Source organism: Micromonospora sp. C51, from assembly GCF_018070435.1.
Taxonomy (GTDB): Bacteria; Actinomycetota; Actinomycetes; order Mycobacteriales; family Micromonosporaceae; genus Micromonospora; species Micromonospora sediminimaris.
Genome location: NZ_JAGPXQ010000014.1, coordinates 31,565 through 51,841 on the forward strand (window position 1 = coordinate 31,565; position 20,277 = coordinate 51,841).

Annotated in this window: 20 protein-coding genes; 15 read left to right on the forward strand and 5 right to left on the reverse strand. The window is 71.2% G+C overall.

The features are described 5' to 3' along the window. The first annotated feature begins 175 nt into the window (after positions 1-175). From KBX50_RS16525 to KBX50_RS16570, 10 genes are read left to right on the forward strand one after another with little or no spacing between them, the layout of a single operon-like run. Entirely contained in the window at positions 176-511 is a 336-nt protein-coding gene (locus tag KBX50_RS16525; RefSeq protein WP_210937908.1) for a hypothetical protein, read from the forward strand. Beyond that, complete coding sequence (locus KBX50_RS16530; protein ID WP_210937909.1) at positions 511-1,272, forward strand: hypothetical protein; 762 nt, start codon at positions 511-513, stop codon at positions 1,270-1,272. The genes KBX50_RS16525 and KBX50_RS16530 overlap by 1 nt, the downstream gene beginning before the upstream one ends. After that, positions 1,269-2,864 carry a phage baseplate assembly protein V gene (locus KBX50_RS16535; RefSeq protein WP_210937910.1) on the forward strand — a complete coding sequence of 532 codons (1,596 nt, stop codon included), beginning with the start codon at positions 1,269-1,271 and terminating at the stop codon, positions 2,862-2,864. Before KBX50_RS16530 ends, KBX50_RS16535 begins: the two co-directional genes overlap by 4 nt. Beyond that, entirely contained in the window at positions 2,864-3,202 is a 339-nt protein-coding gene (locus KBX50_RS16540; RefSeq protein ID WP_210937911.1) for a hypothetical protein, read from the forward strand. Before KBX50_RS16535 ends, KBX50_RS16540 begins: the two co-directional genes overlap by 1 nt. After that, complete coding sequence (locus KBX50_RS16545) at positions 3,199-3,654, forward strand: GPW/gp25 family protein (RefSeq protein WP_210937912.1); 456 nt, start codon at positions 3,199-3,201, stop codon at positions 3,652-3,654. The genes KBX50_RS16540 and KBX50_RS16545 overlap by 4 nt, the downstream gene beginning before the upstream one ends. Beyond that, entirely contained in the window at positions 3,651-6,248 is a 2,598-nt protein-coding gene (locus KBX50_RS16550) for a putative baseplate assembly protein (protein WP_210937913.1), read from the forward strand. The genes KBX50_RS16545 and KBX50_RS16550 overlap by 4 nt, the downstream gene beginning before the upstream one ends. Then, a complete protein-coding gene (locus KBX50_RS16555) occupies positions 6,229-6,834 on the forward strand; it encodes a phage tail protein (protein ID WP_210937914.1) in 606 nt (201 codons plus the stop codon). Before KBX50_RS16550 ends, KBX50_RS16555 begins: the two co-directional genes overlap by 20 nt. Beyond that, positions 6,831-7,754, forward strand: coding sequence for a hypothetical protein (locus tag KBX50_RS16560; RefSeq protein WP_210937915.1), 924 nt, complete (start codon positions 6,831-6,833; stop codon positions 7,752-7,754). The genes KBX50_RS16555 and KBX50_RS16560 overlap by 4 nt, the downstream gene beginning before the upstream one ends. Then, positions 7,751-8,206 carry a hypothetical protein gene (locus KBX50_RS16565; protein ID WP_210937916.1) on the forward strand — a complete coding sequence of 152 codons (456 nt, stop codon included), beginning with the start codon at positions 7,751-7,753 and terminating at the stop codon, positions 8,204-8,206. The genes KBX50_RS16560 and KBX50_RS16565 overlap by 4 nt, the downstream gene beginning before the upstream one ends. Positions 8,207-8,220: 14 nt before the next feature. Next, positions 8,221-8,991 carry a hypothetical protein gene (locus tag KBX50_RS16570; protein WP_210937917.1) on the forward strand — a complete coding sequence of 257 codons (771 nt, stop codon included), beginning with the start codon at positions 8,221-8,223 and terminating at the stop codon, positions 8,989-8,991. 29 nt (positions 8,992-9,020) lie between these two features. On the opposite strand, the gene KBX50_RS16575 is transcribed toward KBX50_RS16570, so the two are convergent. Next, the gene (locus KBX50_RS16575; protein ID WP_210937918.1) at positions 9,021-9,632 is read right to left on the reverse strand and encodes a TetR/AcrR family transcriptional regulator; all 612 of its coding nucleotides are present in this window, start codon (positions 9,630-9,632) and stop codon (positions 9,021-9,023) included. Between the two features lie 90 nt (positions 9,633-9,722). Here KBX50_RS16575 and KBX50_RS16580 point away from each other — a divergent pair, with 90 nt between their 5' ends. The 3 genes from KBX50_RS16580 (at position 9,723) to yidC (ending at position 12,244) form a co-directional block, all read left to right on the forward strand. After that, positions 9,723-10,769, forward strand: coding sequence for an aldo/keto reductase (locus KBX50_RS16580; RefSeq protein ID WP_210937919.1), 1,047 nt, complete (start codon positions 9,723-9,725; stop codon positions 10,767-10,769). Positions 10,770-10,937: 168 nt separating this feature from the next. Then, positions 10,938-11,222, forward strand: coding sequence for a DUF6412 domain-containing protein (locus KBX50_RS16585; protein ID WP_210937920.1), 285 nt, complete (start codon positions 10,938-10,940; stop codon positions 11,220-11,222). A gap of 95 nt (positions 11,223-11,317) precedes the next feature. After that, entirely contained in the window at positions 11,318-12,244 is a 927-nt protein-coding gene (gene yidC, locus KBX50_RS16590) for a membrane protein insertase YidC (RefSeq protein ID WP_210937921.1), read from the forward strand. A 111-nt stretch (positions 12,245-12,355) separates the two neighbouring features. On the opposite strand, the gene KBX50_RS16595 is transcribed toward yidC, so the two are convergent. The 4 genes from KBX50_RS16595 to KBX50_RS16610 are packed head-to-tail and all read right to left on the reverse strand — an operon-like array spanning position 12,356 to position 17,855. Then, positions 12,356-14,692 (reverse strand): glycoside hydrolase family 3 N-terminal domain-containing protein, encoded by a 2,337-nt coding sequence (locus KBX50_RS16595; RefSeq protein WP_210937922.1) that lies wholly within the window; start codon positions 14,690-14,692, stop codon positions 12,356-12,358. A gap of 36 nt (positions 14,693-14,728) precedes the next feature. Beyond that, positions 14,729-15,595: a carbohydrate ABC transporter permease gene (locus KBX50_RS16600; protein WP_210937989.1), complete on the reverse strand. Its 867-nt coding sequence runs from the start codon at positions 15,593-15,595 to the stop codon at positions 14,729-14,731. Beyond that, on the reverse strand, positions 15,592-16,590 hold the full coding sequence (locus tag KBX50_RS16605; protein WP_093402620.1) for a carbohydrate ABC transporter permease: 999 nt from the start codon (positions 16,588-16,590) through the stop codon (positions 15,592-15,594). Before KBX50_RS16605 ends, KBX50_RS16600 begins: the two co-directional genes overlap by 4 nt. Beyond that, on the reverse strand, positions 16,587-17,855 hold the full coding sequence (locus tag KBX50_RS16610) for an ABC transporter substrate-binding protein (protein WP_247673846.1): 1,269 nt from the start codon (positions 17,853-17,855) through the stop codon (positions 16,587-16,589). The genes KBX50_RS16605 and KBX50_RS16610 overlap by 4 nt, the downstream gene beginning before the upstream one ends. Before the next feature lie 202 nt (positions 17,856-18,057). Between KBX50_RS16610 and KBX50_RS16615 the strand changes: the two genes are divergently transcribed. Continuing rightward, positions 18,058-19,041, forward strand: a complete 984-nt coding sequence (locus KBX50_RS16615; protein WP_247673847.1) for a LacI family DNA-binding transcriptional regulator — start codon at positions 18,058-18,060, stop codon at positions 19,039-19,041. 161 nt (positions 19,042-19,202) lie between these two features. Beyond that, positions 19,203-20,228 carry a hypothetical protein gene (locus KBX50_RS16620; protein ID WP_210937925.1) on the forward strand — a complete coding sequence of 342 codons (1,026 nt, stop codon included), beginning with the start codon at positions 19,203-19,205 and terminating at the stop codon, positions 20,226-20,228. Positions 20,229-20,277: the final 49 nt, after the last annotated feature.

Here is a 20,277-nt window from a genome sequence, read left to right on the forward strand (position 1 = left end):
GGTGAGCCCGCCCACCGACGCAGCGGCCCGCCCGCCTGTCGACGCGGCGGGACGGCTCGCCGGCTCCCCAGGCCGGCTCCCCGACCTGGCCGGACCCCGGCCGGCAGGGCCGCCGGGTAACTCCGAGCCGCGCCCGGCAGGGGCCACCCCGGGACACCGGGCGGTGCTCCGGTTGGTGACCGGGCACCAGCGGACGGCCGACCCCCGCCAGCCGGACGGGGACGGCTGGGCGGGACGCCCGATCGGGCCGAGCGACGGACGCTGGGTACCCCACGGGCCACCCACCGGCGACGGGCGTTGGCCCGGCAGCGGGCTGCCGATCGGCGATGGACGCTGGTCCGTGGGCGCGGACGTCCGCTGGCCGGAGCTGGAGTCGTCGCGCGGTGGGCGTACCGGGCCCGACCCGTGGCCGGCTCTCCCCGACGACCGGGCCCTGTGGTCGGTGCCCGGACCGGCCGACGGCGACGGGCACCGGACGCGGCGGCTCGACGGTGAACAGGCGGGTGGCTGATGCAGCGGGTGGCCTTCCTCATCGACACCGGCGAGCGGATCGACTGTCTGCTCAATCCGGAGACCGTGCAGGTGACCCGCCTCGCCGGGGTGCGTCAGCGAGGTGGCGCAGACGGTCAGCTCACCGGCACCGGGCTGGCCGACGACCCGCTGCTCTTCACCGGCGGTGGTCGCACCGAACTCGTGCTGGATCTGCTCTTCGACATCGACTTCGCCGAGGGGCAGGTCCAGCCCACCGACGTCCGGACGCTCACCCGTCCGCTCTGGATGCTGGCCGAGAACTCGACGGTGGAACACGGCTGGCTACGTCCACCGCTGGTACGGATGGTCTGGGGCAAGACCTGGAACGTGCCCGGCGTGATCGTCGCGGTGGCGGAACGCTTCGACGCGTTCACCGCCACCGGCTCCCCGCGCCGCTCCTGGCTGCGGCTCAAACTGGTCCGGGTGGCGGAGGACGCACACCACGCCGAGGAGGGCTTCGCCGAGGAGCTGTCCGCCGCACAGACCCCCACCGTCGCCCCGGGCACGGCCGTCGTGGCCGCCGGTGACGGCACCGCCACCGCCGACACCTCGGGCGTACGCTTCGATCTGCTCGCCCACGACGCGCTGGGCTCGCCCCTGCGCTGGCGGCTGTTGGCCGAGCACAACCGGATCACCGACCCGCTGGCCGTGCCCGCCGGCACCGCGCTCGCCGTACCGCCGCTGCCCGGCACCGCACCGGCCGGGGCGACGTCCACCGACTCCTCCGGGGCCGGGTCGTGACCACCGCCGCGCCCCGGGCGCTGACCGTGCTGCTCGGCGGTAGATCGCTGCCCGAGGCGGTGACCGGCCGGGTCGCCTCGGTGCGGGTGGCCGCCCGCCTGAATCGGCCCACCCAGTGCGAGGTGACGCTGCGCACCGCCCCCGGCACCGCCGCGCTGACCGGACCGGTGCAGATCGGCGCGAGCCTGGACGTGCACCTCGACGGGCGTCCGGAGGCACTGTTCACCGGGGAGGTCACCGCCGTCGAGATCGAGTACGCCGCCGACGGTACGGCCATCCTGCGGGTGCGCGGGTACGACCTGCTGCACCGGTTGCGCAAGCGGCAACGGATCCGGGTCTTCGAGTCGGTCAGCGCCGCGGAGTTGGCCACCGAACTCTGCGCCGACCTCGGGTTGCGTGTCGAGGCGGAGGTCGACGGCCCGCACCTGGACCGGCTCCCGCACCACCGGCCCAGCGACCTGGACCTCCTGGTCGAGGTGGCCGCACGGGCCGGGCTGCACCTGACTGTCGACGGTGACGTGCTGCGACTGGTCACCCTGGACGGCTACGGCGAGGCGATCCCTCTGGAACTGGGCCGCGACGTGCACGGCCTGCGGTTGTCGGTGAACGCCGACAGCGCCGCCGGGGGGAGCGCCGTGCTGGGCTGGCATCCGCAGCGCGCCGAACCGATCGCCCAGCGCGCCGACAGCCCTCGCTGCGGGCGACGCACCCCGGCGGATCCCGATCCGGCCGATGTCGGCGCGGACGGCACCCGTACCGCCCTGGACCAGCCGGGGCGCAGCGACGACGAGATCGCCGCGTTGGCCCAGGCCCGGCTCGACACCCGGGCCGCCGCCCTGGTCACCGCCGACGGCACGGCCGAGGGTACGCCCGCGTTGCGGCCCGGCCGTCGGATCCGGCTGACCGGGGTGGCCGAGCCGGTGGCCGGGACGTACGTGTTGACGGAGGTGGTGCACACCGTCGACGCGAACGGTCACCTGAGCCGCTTCTCCACCCTGCCGCCACCGGCGCCGCGCACCGGATCGCCGGCACCGGCGGTGGTCACCCTCGGCACCGTCACCGACGTGACCGACCCGGACGGTCTGGGCCGGGTACGGGTGGAACTGCCCGCGTACGGCGGGGCGGACGCCGGCTGGCTGGCGGTGCTGTGTCCGGGAGCGGGGCGGGGCAAAGGGCTTGTCGCGCTGCCCGATCCGCAGGACAGCGTGCTGGTGGCGCTGCCCGGTGGTGAGCCGGCCTCCGGGGTGGTGCTCGGCTCGCTGTTCGGCACCGTCGAGCCGCACGACACCGGGATCGACGACGGGCGGGCCCGGCGCTGGTCGCTGCGTACCGCCGGTGGTCAGCAGGTGGTGGTCGACGACGTGGCGCGCAGCCTGCGCCTGAGCACCGACGCCGGCAGTTGGCTGGAACTGACCCCGCAGCTGGCCACCCTGCACGCCGCGACGGATCTGGTGCTGTCCGCGCCCGGTCGGGCGATGGTCCTCCGGGCCCGCAGCGTCGACTTCGTGCACGCCGAGACCGTCGAGGATCCGCAGACGGCGGCCGAGCAGGCCCGAACGCTCGCTCGCGCCCACCACGAAGGAGGCAGCTGATGCGCTGGATCCACCGCGACTCGGTGATCAGGTGCAGCCACGACGGCCGGGTCCGCAACCGGGCGTCCCAGGAATGGGTCACGGTGGCCGGCGTCCCGGTGCTGGTCGCCGACGACCCGAAGGGCCGGGAGATCGTCGCGTGCCCGAACTACGGTGCCACGGTCAAGCCGTGCACCGGCACCGAGGCGGTGCGGGTCGGCTACAGCGACTGGGTGCGCGTGGACGGCCGGCGGATCGTGCTGTCGCACCTGTCCGGTTTCACCAACGGCAGTCCACCCGGCCAGTTCACCTACCGGGTACGCGATCCCCGGCAGCGTTTCGTGGCGGCCGACCGATGAGGGCGATCAGGTTCGTCGGTGCCGGCTTCGACCCCGGTCAGGGCGGCGGGCTCGGGTTGACCGCGGCCGGCGGCCTGGCGATGACCGACGGCGACGAGACGGTACGCCAGGCGCTGTTCCTGCTGCTGTCCACCACGCCGGGCGAGCGGCTGATGCGACCCGGGTACGGCTCCCGCCTGCACCGGCTGGTCTTCGCGCCGAACGACGACACCACCGCCGGGTTGGCCATCCACTACGTCCGCGCGGCCATCGCGCGCTGGGAGCACCGGATCGACGTGCTCGACGTCGACGCCGGACCGGATCCCGACGACCCGTGGCGGCTGGTGATCCGGCTGGACTACCGGATCCGGGCCAGCCTCACCCCCGGCCAACTGGTCTTCTCGGTCGACCTGCTGCCCGCCGACGACGACCCGAGCGCCGATTCCGCCGCCGACATCGAGGAGGCACGATGACGCTGCCCGTGCCGCACCTGGACGATCGGACCTTCCTCGACCTGGTCACCGAGGCCCGGGAGCGGATCCGGCAGTCCTGTCCAGGGTGGACCGACCTGAGCGCGCACGACCCCGGTATCGCGCTGCTGGAGGCGTTCGCGCATCTCACCGAGGTGATGATCTACCGGCTGAACCAGCTGCCGGAGAAGGCGTACGTCTCCTTCCTCAACCTGCTCGGGGTGACCCGGCACCCACCGGCGGCGGCCTGGGCGGACGTCCGGTTCACCCGCACCGGCCCGGACGATGTCCCGCTGCGGATCCCCGCCGGTACCCGGGTGGCCGCCGCGCGCGGAGCCGACCCACGGCCGGTGGTCTTCGTCACCTGCGAACCGGCGCTGCTCGCCGCCGGGCAGCGTGAGGTGACCGTCCGGATGCACCACTGCGAGCCGGTGGAGGCGGAGTTGCTCGGTGTCGGCACCGGGCAGCCGGGGCAGGTGCTGCGCGCCGGGCGCGCGCCGCTGACCCGTACCGCCGAACCGCTGGACCTGCTGCTCGGTGTCGAGGTGCCGACCGGCTCGGTCGAACTGGGCGCCGCCGCGCGGGAACACGACGGGCGCACCTTCGAGATCTGGCGGGCGGTGGACAGCTTCGCCGGGCTCGGCCCGCAGGACAAGGCGTACCTGGTGGACCGGTGCTCCGGCACCGTGACCTTCGCCCCGGCGCTGGACCTGCGAGCCACCGACGGCGGGACGCTGACCTTCGGCGACGGCGCGGTCGCGGCGGTGCCACCGGCCGGGCGGCAGGTTCGGCTGTGGTACCGCGCCGGCGGTGGACCGGCCGGCAACGTGGCCGCCGGCACCCTGACCAGCCTGCGTGACCCGCTGCCGGGGGTGAAGGTGGTCAACCCGCTGCCGGCGGCCGGTGGGCGGGAGCTGGAGGCCATGGAGTCCGTGCTGCTGCGCGGACCGTACGCCTTCTTCGCCCAGCAGCGCGCGGTGACCGCCCGGGACTTCGAGGTGCTGGCCACCGCCGCCGGCGGGGTGAGCCGCGCCCGTGCCTTCACCCGGGCCGCCGTCTACAGCTTCGCCCGCCCCGGTGAGGTGGAGGTGGTCCTGGTGCCGTACGTGCCGGACGGGGCGCGGCCCGGTGGCCAACTGCCGGTGGCGGTGCTGCGCGACCACGAGGTGGAGGAGGTCCGGTTGCGGGTCGAGGCGGACCTGGAGCGCCGCCGTTCGCTGGGGACCACCTGCCGGGCCTCCTGGGCGCGGTACAAGGCGGTGTCGATCCGGGCCCGGGTGGTGGTTCGCCGGGAGGAGGACGTCGACGCGGTACGCCGACGCATCCACGACCGCCTGCACCAGACGTTGAGTCCGCTGCCGACCGCGCTCAGCCCGACCGGTTGGGCGTTCGGCGAGCCGCTGCGGGCGTCAAACGTGTACCGCCTGCTGGAGCACGCCGAGCCGGGGGTGCGCTACGTCGAGTCGGTGCGGTTCGAGGTCGACGAGGCCCCGGACAACCAGGTACGCACCCTGGCGGCCGACCAGTACCAGCCCCGCACCTGGTACGCCGGCAGCGGGGCGGTGCTGTTCCGCTCCACCAACGCGGGGGCCGGTTGGGAGCCGGCGGGACGTTTCGACGGTGAGACCGTGCAGCGGGTGGTGCCGGCCCCCGCGCCGGTGCGACCCGGCATCGTGCCCCGGGCCGGTTCGGTCGCGGTGGCGACGGTACGCGCCGGCGGCGGGTCTCGGGTACACCTGAGCACCGACCTGGGTGAAACCTGGTCGCTGCTGGCCGACCTGGACTCGCGGGTCGGCGACCTGGCCTGGATAGACCGGGACGGCGCGGGGGCGCTGCTGGTCGCCACCGACACCGGCCTGTACGAGGTGTCCCTGCTGCCGGGCGCGGTGCCGTTGCAGATCCTGGTCGATCCGGCCGACGCGGACCGGGGCTTCTACGCGGTGCGGTCGTTCGTCTCCGAGCGCGGCGCGGCCGGGGTGGCGGTCGCCGCCCAGGCCGGTTTCGGGGTGTACCTGTCCCAGAACGCCGGACGCCCCGGCAGCTTCGGCCACGTGGGTCTGGCCAACGTGGACAACCGGGTTCTCGCCGTGCAGTACGACGGACCGGCCACCCTGCTGTGGAGTGGCGCCGGCGAACCCGATCCGAAGAAGCCCGGCCAGGGGTGCTTCCGCACCCGGCTGTTCGAGTCCGACGTGAAGTGGCAGGCGCTGTCGGCGGGCTGGCTCGGCGGCACCTGCCGGGATCTCGCCTTCAGCGGTCCGCTCGCGCTGGCCGCGACGCAGAGCGGCGGGGTGCTCCGGCTGGACACGCTCGCCGCGCAGCCGCAGTGGACGTCGGTGTCGGTCAACTGCGGGCTGCCGCTGCGTGACCGGACCCGGTTCATGCCGGTGGACGCGGTCGCCGCGACCGGCGCGGCGGAACGCCTGGTGCTGGCCGGCGGGGAACGCGGCGTGCACCGCAGCGAGGACGCGGTGGAGTGGTCGGCCAGCGCCAACCAGTCGACCGCCGACGTGGTGACCGTCCCGGACACCTGGCTGCTCTGCTCCGGCGAGCACGACATCGAGGTGGTGCGGCAGGATGCGACGAGCGGCCATTGAGCGGCTGCTGCCCGCGGCCTACCAGCGGGCGGCCGGGCCGGGCAGCGTGCTGTGGGCGTTGCTGGACGTGATGGAGGCGTTGCACGCCCCGGACGAGGCGGTGCTGGCCGAGGTCGACGCGCTCTTCGCGCCGTACCGGGCACCGGCCCCGATGGTGGCGTACCTGGCCCGGTGGGTGGCGATGGACCACCTGGTCACCGCGCCCCGGCGGGACGTCCCCCTGCCGCTGCCCCTGAATCGGCTGCGCGACGTGGTGGCGCACGGCGCGGCGCTGGCCGCCTGGCGGGGCACCCCGGACGGTCTGCGGGCCGCTCTGGAGCTGGCCACCGGGGTCACCGGCTTCGTCCTCGACGAGCCGGCCGAGCGGCCGTTCCACCTGGTCGTCCGGGTACCCGCCGACGCCGCCGATCAGGTGGCGCTGGTCGACCGGATCGTGGCCGCGGAGAAGCCGGCCGCGGTCACCGCCGAGATCACGGTCGGCGACACCCCGTCCGAGCGGGCGGTAGGCCGGGCCAGCGTGCCGTCGCCGGCCGTCGACCCGTCAGCTCCCGTCTCCCCCGTTTCCGCCGCCGAGGAGCCGTCATGACCACCGAATGGGCCGTCGTCGCCGCCGCCGAGCAGTTCACCCTGGACGCCCGCAACGCCGGTGAACTGACCTTCACCGTCTCCAACCCGGGCGTCGCACCGGACACCGTGGTGTTCGACGTGGCACCCGGCGAGGGCACCCAACGATCGTGGTTCACCGTCACCGAACCCCAGCGGGTGGTACCGGGCCAGGGTTCGGTGTCGTTCCTGGTCCGACTGGCCGTGCCGGCGGGCACGCCGCCCCGGCGCTACGACATGACCGGGTTCGCGTACTCGGCGAACACGGCGCCGGAGGAGAGTTCCCGCTCCAGTGGCCGGGTCACCTACGAGGTACGCGCGGTCGCGCCGCCGAAGCGTACGCCCTGGCCCTGGATCGCCGCGGCGGCGGCGTTGGTGCTGGTGGTCTCGGCGGTGGTGGTCTTCCTGGTGGCCCGCGACGACGAGCCGCCACCGCAGGCGCAGGTGGTGACGGTCGAGGCGGAGACCCTGGTGACCGGGGCTCGGGTCGAGTCGCCCTCGGGTTCCGGTGCCACCGTTCAGGTGCAGCAGAACTGCTGCGAGGTGACCTGGTCGCAGGATGCTCAGCTGTTCTTCCTCGGCCGTGCGGTCAACGACCGGGTGACCGTGACAGTGGCGCTGCCCGCCGAGGCGACCTGGCAGTTCTCAGCCGTGCTGACCACCTCGTCCGACTACGCAAACACGGTCTTCCTGATCGATGGCCGGCAGGTCGGCGTCCCGTTCCTCGGGTTCACGCCGAAGGTGCAGGTCACCGACTGGGTCGAGGTGGGTCGGGTGCGGCTCGGCCCCGGAACGCACGAGATCACCCTGGTCGTGATCGGCAAGACGCAGAGCACGAACCGCTACTTCGCCGGTCTCGATCTGCTCCGGTTCACCGAGGTCGCGCCGGAGGACCAGCGTTGAGCGGGCAGCAGAAGGCGCTGCTGGCGGCGCTGGGCGTACTGCTGGTGGTGCTGTTCGCGGTGGCGGTGGGCGCGGGTAGCGACGAGCGGGGCGACCCGGCGGCCCGGCATCCACTGGTCGACCTGCTGGGGCGAGCCGGAGGTGGGCGGAGCGCCGTCGATCCGGCCGGCGTGGACGCGGACTGCGCCGACGCCACCGGGCGGTTGGTGGTCGACGGCCGCTGCGAGCTGCGCGTCGCCGATCCGGGCGGGCTGCGCACCCTGATCCTGCGCGGCCCGCAGGCGTTCAGCGTAAGGGCCACGGCCCCGGGCGACGCCGACCTCACGGTCACCGACGAGGTGGATCCCGCCGACGACGGCAGCGGCGCCGTGGCCCGCGTCGCCGTCGACCGGGCCACCACGGTGCTGGTGAGTTGTCCGCCCGGGTGTCTCGTCACCATCGCGCAGGACTGAGGCGGGAGGTCGGCATGGGTGCGCTGCGCAAGCCGTTCCTGCTGCTGGCGATGCTGGCGCTGGTGCTGGCGGTCGGCCTGGAGGTGGGTGCCGGGCTGCTGCTGGGCGGCGGCGACGCCGGCGCGGAGTTGGCCGGCAGCGCCGCCGACCTCGGGGTGGAGGTCGGCGACGTACGGGAGGTCAGCGAGCCGTCCGGCCGTGGTACGGGCTATCTGGCGCTTGTCGACGCGGCGGCGCTCTGGACGACCGGGCTGTTCTGCCTGGGTCTGGTGCTGCCGGACCGGTTGCACGGCCGGATCCAGGGCGTCGCCACCCTGATCTTCTCCATCGTTCTGATCCTCGTGGCCCTGCTGGCGCTGGTGCTCGCGTTCATCGAACTCATGATCATGGTGTCGTTGTTCCTGGCGCCGCCGTTCGGCACGCTGGCGTACCTCGCGTTGTGGGGCTTCTTCCCGGTCGGTGACGCCGCGGTGCTACTCGCGCTGGTGCTGCTGCTCAAGCTCGCCTGGGCCGGGTTGCTGATCCTGGCGCAACCGAAGTTCCTGCAGAACAAGGGGCTGGTTCTGCTGATCCTGACCAGCCTGCTCTGCACGGTGCTGCTGGAGTTCCTGCACCACCTGGTGCCGGTGATCCTGGTGAGCATCCTCGACTCCGTGGGCGCCGTCGTCTTCGCGATCATCGCGATCGTCTGGGCGCTGGTGCTGCTGATCGGAGCGATCCCGGCGATCGTCAAGGCGGTGCGGGCCACGGCCGCGCTGCGCGCCGAGCCGGACCCGCACGGCTGAGGGCCGGCCTGAAGGAATGAGCTGTGCCGTCAGTCGGGACCGCTGGTCCGCGTGAAGACGCCGGCGTGGGCGGCTGCCGCTGCCGCTTCGGCGGCCCGGTCCGCCATGGCCTCGTCGATGGGGTCTCCGCTGACGAGCAGGCGGTAGTAGAGCGGTGCCGAGACGGCACGGATGACCTCGGCCGCGTCCGTGCCCGGGGGTAACTCCCCCCGCCGCGCCGCCTGCTCCACGCAGGGGGCCCACTCGGCGATCCGGACGGCGTAGAAGCGATGCAGCGCCTCGGCGGCGCGTAGGTCGCAGGTCGCGGCGACGATGACCGCCCGGAACAGGGCACCCTGACGCGAGTCGACCAGGGTTCGCCGCACGAGCCGGGCATTGGCACGCAGGTCCCCGATCAGCGTTCCGGTGTCGGCTCGCGGCAGCGACTGCTCCGCCATGTCTGCCAGCAGGTCGGTGACCAGGCCGGCGGCGGTACCCCAGCGGCGGTAGACCGTTGTCTTGCCCACCTCGGCACGGCGCGCCACGTCCGCGAGGTCAAGACGGTCGAAACCGTGCTCGACGAGTGCGTCACCGGCAGCTTTCAGCACGGCGGCGCGGACCCGGGCGGTCCGTCCCCCTGGCCGGACAGCACCGACAGTCATAACGGGTCTCCAGTTCCCTTAACTGCGATTGGCTGCTAGCGTAGCCGACGCGCTAACGAAACCACAGTTCCCTTAGCGGAAGGATTCATCGTGGAGTACCGACGACTCGGGGCATCCGGCCTCACCGTGCCCGCCCTCAGCTTCGGCGCCGGCACCTTCGGCGGGTCCGGTCCGCTTTTCGGCGCCTGGGGCACCACGGACGCCCGAGAGGCGAGACGCCTCGTGGACATCTGCATCGAGGCCGGGATAACCATGTTCGACACTGCGGACGTGTACTCCGACGGCGCGTCCGAGCAGGTGCTGGGCCAGGCGATCAAAGGCCGCCGCGACACCGTCCTGATCTCCACCAAGAGCGGTCTGCCGACCGGTAACGGGCCGAACGACGCGGGAACTTCACGGGCCCGGCTCATCCGATCGGTCGACGTGGCGCTACGCCGACTCGGGACCGATTACATCGACCTGTTTCAGCTACATGCCTTCGACGCCGCGACGCCCGTCGAAGAGGTCATCGCGACACTTGACGACCTGGTGAGGGACGGCAAGATCCGTTATCTCGGCGTCTCCAACTTCGCCGGCTGGCAGCTCATGAAATCCCTCGCCGCGGCCGACCGGGAGCATCGCCGCCGCTACGTGGCACATCAGGTCTACTACTCGCTCGTCGGTCGGGACTACGAGTGGGAACTGCTGCCCCTGGGCCTCGACCAAGGCGTCGGAGCCGTGGTGTGGAGCCCGCTCGGCTGGGGACGACTCACCGGCAAGATCCGCCGCGGCACACCGCCACCGGCCACGAGTCGGCTCCACGCGACCGCCGCCTTCGGCCCACCGGTCGAGGACGAGCACCTGTTCCGCGTCATGGACGTCCTCGACGAACTGTCCCGCGAGACCGGTCGAGCAGTGCCGCAGATCGCGGTCAACTGGCTACTGCAACGGCCCACGGTAGCCACCGTCATCATCGGCGCCCGCAACGAGGCGCAACTGCGGCAGACCATCGACGCTGCCGGTTGGGCACTGACGCCGGAGCAGACGGCCCGGCTCGACACTGCCAGCAGCCGCACCGCACCCTATCCGTACTTCCCTTATCACCGACAGGAAGCCTTCGCCAGGCTCAACCCTTCGCCGGTCGCGACCACAGCCTGAACACGCCCCGCACTAGGGAGGCGGCAACAACCCTGTAGTTGCCGCCTTTCGCGGGCCGGACACCGCAACAACCCTGATGTTGCCGCGTCGACGGCGGGGCGGCGTCCAGGGGGCGGTGGTCGAGATGGTCGACAACCACCTTTTGCTTACGGCGGATATGGTTGCCCGGTGATCGGGCTCGGCCTGCTCTGGTACCTCGTCGGCGTGTTGGCCGACGTCGGTGCCACCAGCATGCTCTCCGGCACGGCGGCGGTGACCGGCGTGCTGCTGGCCGCCGTGCTCACCGCCGGGGTCCTGCTCACCGGGGCGGTGGTCGATCCCGGCCGGCGGGTCACCCGTCGGATGCTGCGGGAGCGCGCCGGCCGTACCGGGATACCCCGCCACCGCGATCCGGACGCTGCCGGCCGGGCCCGGCCCAGAGCCCCCACCGCCGCGGCCCTCGCGGTCGCCTGAGCGTCTCTTCACTCACCCACCTCTGCCGCTCGTCGGCGACCGCTGGTGACCGTTCCTGCTCACATCAGCCGTAGTCGCATGTCGAGGGGTGTTCCATGTCCATGATCTACCACGCCATCTCCGAGATCCTGTTGTTCTGGCACGCCGCCTGGCAACGGCTGCTCGGCGACGCGTCCGCGCTGGGCACCGACTGGTCCTGGGTGCTGGGCATCGTCTTCCTGGTGCTCACCGTCCGGATCATCCTGTTCCCCGTCTTCGTCAAGCAGATCCGGTCGCAGCGCGCGATGCAGGCGTTGCAGCCGAGGCTCGCCGAGCTCCAGGCCCGGCACCGCGACGACCGGGAGACCCTACAGAAGGAAATGGTCGAGCTGTACCGGGTGGAGAAGGCCAACCCGCTGATGGGTTGCCTGCCGATGCTGGTGCAGATCCCGGTCTTTCTCGGCCTGCTCCACGTGTTGCGGCATCTCAAGCCGACGATGCCGGAACACCTGAAGACGCTGTACGGCTGGTCGGTGACCCAGTTCGACAGCGCCTCGTCGGCCACGCTGTTCGGCGCCCCGATCGCGGGTACCTTCGGCTCCACCGGGCAGGAACTGGCCCTGCTCGGCGCGGACGGCGCGACGGTCAGGATCGTGGCCGCCGTGCTGATCGCGACGATGATCGCCACGACCTACCTGTCCAGCCGTCAACTGATCCTGCGCAGCGGCTGGGCCACCGACCCGCAGCAGCGGCTGGTGCAGCGGCTGATGCTCTACGGCATCCCCGCCTCACTGCTCGTCTCCGGACTGATCTTCCCGATCGGCGTGATCATTTACTGGGTGACCACGAATCTCTTCTCGCTCGGCCAGCAGACCTGGATGCTGCGCAGGTACCCGCCAGCCGCGACCGCGACGACCGGTCCGGATGCGCCGGCCAGCACGCCGACGGCTGCCCCGACCCACGACGGGGACGCACCTGGCCGTCCGGCCGCACCGAAGGTCGGGGCGAAGCCGGCCAACCGCCGCCGGAGGCGTGCCACCTGAGTCACGGGGCAACCGCGCGGCGGACGTGCACCAGGGCAGTTCCCGATCATCGGGAACTGCCCTGGATCAGGCGGTCGGCCACCATCGCGGCGGTGGCCGGTCACCTCGGAGTCAGCTGATCTCGGCGGTGGTCCAGCGGGCGGAGGCGTTGGTGACCGGCGCGACGTCGCCGACCAGGGTGGTCGACGCCGCCACGTCGCGGCGCGCGCTGGTGCCGACCCAGAGGTCGACCTCACCGGGCTCCACCACGCGGGTGAGCGACCGGTCGGAGAAGGCCAGCCGGGTGGTGGGCACCGTGAAGGTGACCGTGGCGGACTGGCCCGGCGCGAGGTGCACCCGTTGGTAGCCGAGCAGCTGTGCCACCGGTCGGGTCACCGACGCCACCAGGTCCCGGCCGTAGAGCTGCACCACGTCGTCGCCGGCCACCGCACCGGTGTTGGTGACGCGTACGCTCACCGTCAGCGCCCCGTCGGTCGGCGCCGTGGCCGGCACCGTCAGCTCCGTGTACCCGAACGTCGTGTAGGACAGGCCGTGACCGAACGGCGCCGCGGGCGTCGCCAGCAGGTTGGTCACCTCGTTGCCGTCGCCGAGCGTGGGATGCAGGTACGAGTACGGCTGCGCGCCCGCCGACCGGGGCAGACTGACCGGCAGCCGTCCCGACGGGTTTACCCGCCCGGAGAGCACGCCGGCGATCGCGCCCGCCCCCTCCTCGCCGGGGAAGAACGTCTGCACCACCGCCGCGCAGCGGCTCAGCGCCCAGTCGATCGCGTACGGCCGGCCGGTGAGCAGCACCAGCACGACGGGCCGGCCCGTCGCCAGCACCGCCTCGACCAGGTCCCGCTGCACACCGGGCAGCTCCAGGTCGTCCCGGTCGCAGCCCTCGCCGACCGTGCCGCGACCGAACAGTCCCGCGTGGTCGCCGACGACCAGTACGGCGACATCCGCCGCGGTGGCCGCGGCGACCGCGGCGTCGAAGCCGGAGCGGTCGTCGTCGTCCACCTCGCAGCCGCGGGCCGAGGTGACCAGTTCGGCACCGAACTCGGCGCGCAGCGCCTCGAGCACCGTCGGCACCTCGATACCGGCCTCCACGTCGGGATGCTGCACGAGCACGTGGTTGAGGAAGGAATAGCACCCGAAGAGGGCACCCTGCCGGTCGGCGTTCGGCCCGATCACCGCGATCCGCCGGCCCGCCGGCAGCGGCAACGCGTCCTGGTTGGCGACCAGAACTATCGACTTCTCCGCGAGGCTGCGGGCGATCGCCCGGTGCTCGGGCGAGTCGAGGTCGACCACCTGGGCGGGCTCGTCGGTGAAGGCGGCGTCCAGCAGCCCGAGGTCCAGCTTCTGCCGCAACACCCGCAGCACCGCCTGGTCGATCACCGACTCCTCGATCCGGCCGTCGCGCACCGAATCCGCCAGGGTCAGGTAGGCGTCGCCGGTCGGCAGCTCGATGTCGACACCGGCGGTCAGCGCCTGCACGGCCGCGTCCGCGTGGTCACCGGCGACCTGGTGCAGCAGGTTCAGGAACGCCACACCGTAGTAGTCGGCCACCACCGTGCCATCGAAGCCCCACCGGTCCCGGAGCACCCCGGTCAGCATCGTCGGATCGGCGGCTACGGGCACGCCGTCGATCTCGGCGTAGGAATGCATCACCGAACGGGCGTCGCCGTCGAGGATCGCCATCTCGAACGGTACGAGCAGCACGTCGGCGAGTTCCCGCGGACCGGCGTGCACCGGCGCGAAATTGCGCCCGGCGCGGGACGCGGAGTAACCGACGAAGTGCTTGAGCGTGGCATGCACGCCCTGCGACTGCAGGCCGCGCACGTACGAGGTGCCGAGGGTGCCGACCAGGTAGGGATCCTCGGCAATGCACTCGTCGACCCGCCCCCAGCGAGGATCACGGATCACGTCGAGCACCGGAGAGAGCCCCTGGTGGATGCCGAGCGCCCGCATCGACGCCCCGATCGCCGTAGCCATCTCGGTGACCAGGTCGGGGTCGAAGGCGGCCCCCCACGCCAGCGGGGTGGGGAAGGTTGCCGCCTTCCAGGCCGAAAGCCCGGTCAGGCACTCCTCGTGCACGATCGCCGGGATGCCGAGCCTGGTCCCCGTCACCAGGTCGGACTGAAACTTCCACAGCCATGACGCCCGCGATACGGCCTCGACCGGCCGGGTGCCGTAGGCGCGGGTGAGGTGACCGAGCCCGTGCCGGGAAAAGTCTTCGAGCCGGCCGATGTCACCGAACTCGCCCTGCAAGGGCGCGACCGCCTCGCCCTCCGCCTTTTCCCAGAAGCCGACGAGCTGCGCGATCTTCTCCTCGATCGTCATCCGACCGAGCAGTTCACGCACGCGCGTCTCGCCATCGGACCCGTACCGGTCGGGCCGGCCGTGGCCCGATCCTGTCTGGGCCGGCACTGTCGCCGGCCCGCCCACGACCTCGCGGACCTCAGTCATGCTGTGTTACCCCTTTTGTGTTCGTGCCGCTGCCGCTCAGCCCTTGACCGCGCCCTGGAGGCCACCGACGATCTGCTTCTCGGCGAACGTGAAGAAAATAAGTGCCGGCAGCATCGCCAGCGAGGTGAAGGCGAGGATGCCCGCCGTGTCGGAGGTGTACTGGCTGGAGAAGTTCTGCACGCCCAGCGGCAGGGTGTGCAGGCTCGCGTCGCCGAGCACGAGCAGCGGCAGCAGGAACGCGTTCCAGCTGGTGACAAAGGCGAGGATACCGACGGTGACCAGCGCGGGCCGCGACAGGGGCAGCAGGATGCGCCAGAGGAAGCCGAGCCGACCGGTGCCGTCGATGGCCGCCGCGTCCTCCAACTCCCGGGGGATGGCGGTGAGGAACGGTCGTAGGATCACGATCGTCAGCGGCAGCGCGAAGGCGACCTGCGGCAGGATCACCGCGTAGTACGAGTTGATCAGGTTCAGGTCACGCAGCATCAGGTAGAGGGGCAGAATCGCCGCGCCGGCCGGGAACAGCAGACCGAGGGTGAAGAAGGTGTAGAGCACCTCACGGCCCCGGAAGGTGTAACGGGCCAGCACGAACGCGGCGCAGACCCCCAGCACCACGACGCCGATCGTGGTGCCCAGGGACACCACGGCGCTGTTGAACACCTGCCGCCAGAAGTCGCTCTGGGTCAGCACCCGGGAGTAGTTGTCCCAGACCCACGGGTCGGGCAGCCCGGCCGGGTCCGCGACGATCTGCGGCGTGCTGCGGAAGCCGCCGACGATCACGTACACCACCGGAGTGATCGACACGGCGGCGACCGCGAGCGCCAGCGCGTAGGTGAGGGGATTCCCCCACGAGATCGGGCGACGCTTGGCGGTGGGAGACAGAACGGCGTTCGCGGCCACGATCAGTTTGCCCTTCTGGTGATGGCGCCCTCGATGTCGCGACGCAGGAGGAAGCGCTGGAACAGCACTGCCGCGACGAACGAGATGGCGAACAGGATGACCGCAACCGCGTTGCCGTAGCCCCACAGGCGAGCGAAGAACCCGTTGTCCACCATGTACGTCGCCATGGTGGCCGACGCGCCCAGCGACCGGACCGCAGGCACGGAGGTCACCCAGATCACGTCGAAGACCTGCAGCGAACCGATCATGGACAGGAACATCCAGATCCGGATCGTGGGCCCCAGCAGCGGCAGCGTCACGTGCCGCTGGATCTGCCACCAGCTCGCGCCGTCGATGGCGGCGGCCTCGTTCAACTCCTGCGGCACGTTCGACAGGCCGGCCAGCAGAAGGATGATGGCGAAACCGACGTACTTCCAGGTCAGGACGGCCAACATCGTCCAGATAACGATATCGAGATCGGCGAGCCACGCCTGTACCAGACTGCCCAGTCCCAGCGACTCCAGCATCGCGTTGACCGTGCCGGCGTCGGACAGCAGCAGCTTCCACATGATGCCGACGGTGACCTCGGCCAGCACGTACGGCACGAACGCCAGCAGGCGGAACAGCGTGCGACCACGGAAGTTGCGGTTGAGCAGCAGGGCGACGCCCAGCGCGATGGGTCCCTGGATCAACAGTGACCCGAACACGATGATCGCGTTGTTGCGCAGCGCGTCGATGAAGATCGGGTCCTGGAAGGCCAGGACGTAGTTGTCGAAGCCGACGTAGTCGGTGGGCGGTCCGACGCCACGCCAACGGAACAGGCTGTAGTAGAAGGCGAAGCCCATCGGGACCAGCACGAACATCACGTAGACGATCACGGCTGGTGTCGTGAGCCCGATGATCTCGTACCACTTGCGTCGGGTCTCGGCGGCCCGAGCGGACGAGCGCCGGGCAGGCCGAGGTCCCGCCGGCGGCGCGGATGCGCCGCCGGCGAGGTCCAGGGTCGGGTTGGTCGACGTCACTTGCGCGCGGCCGCCTTCATGGCCTCGACAACCTGCTCAGGGGTGCCGTTGCCGGCGAAGATGGCGACGATCGCGTCGTTCATCGCGTTACCGACGGTGCTACCGAACGCCGTGTCCAGCCAGAGCTGCACGTAGGTGGCGCTGGTGGTGGCCTCCAGGATGGACTTCAGGGCCGGGTCCTTGACGCCGTCCTCGGCGCCCTTGGCGACCGGCAGGCCGGTGCCGGTCTCGGCGTAGCCCTTCTGCACCTCGGGGCTGACGATGTACTTGAGGAACTCGACGCACTCGGCCGGCGCGTTCTTGGCGCAGGCGAACCCGTCGCCGCCGCCCAGGGCCGCCTTCGGGTCGCCGGCGGAACCGGTGATGGCCGGAACCGGGAACCAGCCGATGAACTTGTTAAGCGCCTCCTGGTCCTCGGTCACGGTGTCCAGGGTGCCCTTGTTCCAGTCACCCATCAGCTCCATCGCGGCCTTGCCGTTGGCCAGCAGGCCGTTGGCGCTGGTCGGGTCGTTCTGACCCGGCGTGGCGATGAAGTTGGGCTGGAACGGCTCGGTGTCGATGAAAGCCTTCAGGTCCTGACCGGCCTTGACGAAGCACTGGTCGTCGAAGACGTTCTCCAGGGAGGCCTTCCGCAGCGTGTCCACGGAGCAGGCACGCAGCGCGAAGTTGTACCACCAGTGCGCGGCGGGCCACTTGTCACCGGCGCCGACGGCGATCGGAATGACGTTGATCGCCTTGAGCTTGGTGACCGCGTCGTTCAGCTCTTCGAAGGTGGTCGGCGGAGCGGTGATGCCGGCCTGCTGGAACAGGTCCTTGTTGTACCAGATGCCCTCGATGCCCATCCGGTACGGCAGGCCGTACTGCTTACCGTCCACCTGCCAGATCTCGACCGCGCTGCCGATGTTGGCAACCTCGTCCTTGACCTGGTCGGTGATGTCCTTGAGGTAGTCGGCCTCCACCTGCTCGCGGATCTCGCCGCCGCCCCACGCCTGGAAGATGTCCGGCGGGTCGTTGCTCAGCAGCGCGGCGGGGAGCCGGGTGCGCTGGAGCTGGTTGGTCTCGATGCCCTCGATCTCGATCGTGACCGTGGGGTGCAGTGCGTTGAAGTCCTTGGCGACCTTTTCCCAGTAGGTCTTACCGGGACCGTCCTGGGAGGCGTTGTGCCACCAGGTCAGCGTCACCGGGTTCTTGTACAGCTCGCTCTCGGCAGGCGCCTCGTCCTCACCGCCGCCACCGCAGCCGGCGACGAGTAGTGCGGTTGTCATGGACAGCGCTAGAAAGGTGGTTGCACGGCGCTTTATAGCCATCGATGTCTCCTCGACCAGTCAGTCGGGTGCTCGGCCTGAGCGAGTTTTTCAGTCGGGTAACGCAGTGTCAATCGGTGTCGATAACGTTTTCGACTCGTCTCCTTAACCGGCCCGATGGCCCTCTATCATCATCGACGTGGCGTTTCCCCAGCGTGTCAAGATGTCGGACGTAGCCCGCACGGCCGGCGTCTCCGTGGCGACCGTTTCCAAGGTGGTGAACGGCCGTTACGGAGTGGCACAGGCGACCGTGGAACGGGTCCAGCAGGTCATCCGTCAACTCGGCTACGAGGCGAGCCTGGGGGCGCAGAGCCTCCGCAGCCATCGCACCAACGTGCTGGGCATCCTGGTCGCCGAGTTCGAGCCGTTCTCGACCGAACTGCTCAAGGGCGCCAGCGTGGAGGTCGCCGGCACCGGCTACCAACTACTGGCGTACTCCGGCGGCGACGGCGCCGGGACGGCCGTCGGTTGGGAACGCCGCTCGCTGGCCCGGTTGTCGGGCACGCTCATCGACGGGGCCGTGATCGTCACACCGACGGTGGTGGAGACCAAGCAGGGCTTCCACGTCGTGGCCGTCGACCCGCACACCGGCCCGTCGGGGCTGCCGACCGTCGATTCCGACAACTTCGCCGGTGCCGTCCTGGCGACCAACTATCTGCTGTCCCTCGGTCACCGCCGCATCGGGCACATCAGCGGACGCCCCGACCTCGAATCGTCCCGGTTGCGCGAGGCGGGCTTCCGGCAGGCCATGGCCGACGCGGGCGTGACGGTGGACGAGCGGCTGGTGCGGGTCGGCGGGTTCCGCATCGAGAGCGCCGCCGAGACCGCCGCCGAACTGCTCTCGTTGCCCGACGGCCCGACCGCCGTCTTCGCCGGTAACGACCTCTCCGCGATCTCCACGATCGACGTCGCCCGGAGCATGGGCCGGTCGGTCCCCGACGACCTGTCCGTGATCGGCTTCGACAACATCCCGGAATCAGCGCTGGTCAACCCGCCACTGACGACGATAATGCAGCCGTTGCAGCGGATGGGCGCCGAGGCGCTGCGGCTGCTGGTCGACCTGATCGCCGGCGTCGAGCGGAACACCCACATCCGGCTGCCCACCGAACTTGTCGTCCGCTCGTCCTGCCGTCCGCTGCGCGGTTGATCAGCCGCCCCTTTGCCGCTTCTCGCGCCATCTGACGGCGCGCTCCCCCACCGACGGTATTTCCCGGCCCCGACCCCGCTCTGTATTAGGCGTAACCAGGTCGACACCGGAGCGTAACGGACCGGGGTCGACCACGGCTCCGTCGATGGGAGACACCTGTCATGAGCAGTGTAGGGAGACGGCTCCGCCGGGCCGTGTGGGTCGGGTTCGTCGGGGCGGCGCTGACCGGCCTGTTGACGACCGGCGCAGCCGCCGCCGTGCCGGTCGGGCACGGGTCGGACCGCGCCACCCCGGTGGCCCGCACCGACGTCCACATCCGGGATGTCGCCGCCGACACCGGGGTCCAGCCGCACTCGCTCGACCCGCTCTGGGCCAGCCCCGACATCAAGGTCTGCCCGACAGCGGTGGAGTGCGCCGTGAGCCAGAACCCGGTCGTCGGCGCGACCAACTACATCTTCGTCAAGCTCCGTAACCCGAGCCCGGCCGGCTCGGGCTCGGTCGGCGGCGTGCTACAGGTCTACCGGACGACGCCGGGTGGCGGTGCGGTGTGGCCCATCCACTGGACCAGGATCGGGGCGGCCTCCGTGGCCGCCGCACCCGGCGTCACCACGGTCGCCATCCCGTGGAAGGGAGTTCCCGGACCGGGTCACTTCTGCCTGCTCGCCCGCTGGGTGTCGAACTCCGACCCGATGACCGTCGAGGGTCCGGACATCAGCACCAACACCCGGAGCAACAACAACATCGCGTGGCGCAACGTCGACTCGGTCCAGCTCACCCCGGGCGCCGGCCCGACCGTTCGGCCCTTCGCGATCGGCAACTCGCTCACCGTGCCGTCGCGCAACGAGGTGCTCTTCGTGGCGGCCGAACCGTTGCAGGCGATCGGTGGCCGGGTGGTCGTCGACCTCGGCCAGGATTTGTTCGAGCGCTGGCGTGCCGGCGGCGCGGTCGGCACCGGGGTACGGCCGATCGGCAGAACCCAGGTGGAGATCGTCGACACGACCTGGGCCAGCCTGGGCAACCTCCTGCTGCAACCCGGTGAGCGGGCGCAGTTCTCGCTGCTCTTCACGGCCCAGGCGGAAAGCGACGGGGAGATGTGCCTCGCCGTGGTCCAGTTGGGCCCGGACAGCAGCGGGACGATGTCCGACCTGGGCGGTGTGCAATATCTAATCACCTCCCTGAAGGAGTAGTCCTCCAACGCCGCGTACCGCGGGGGTCGGGAACCGTCCCGGTTTTCGA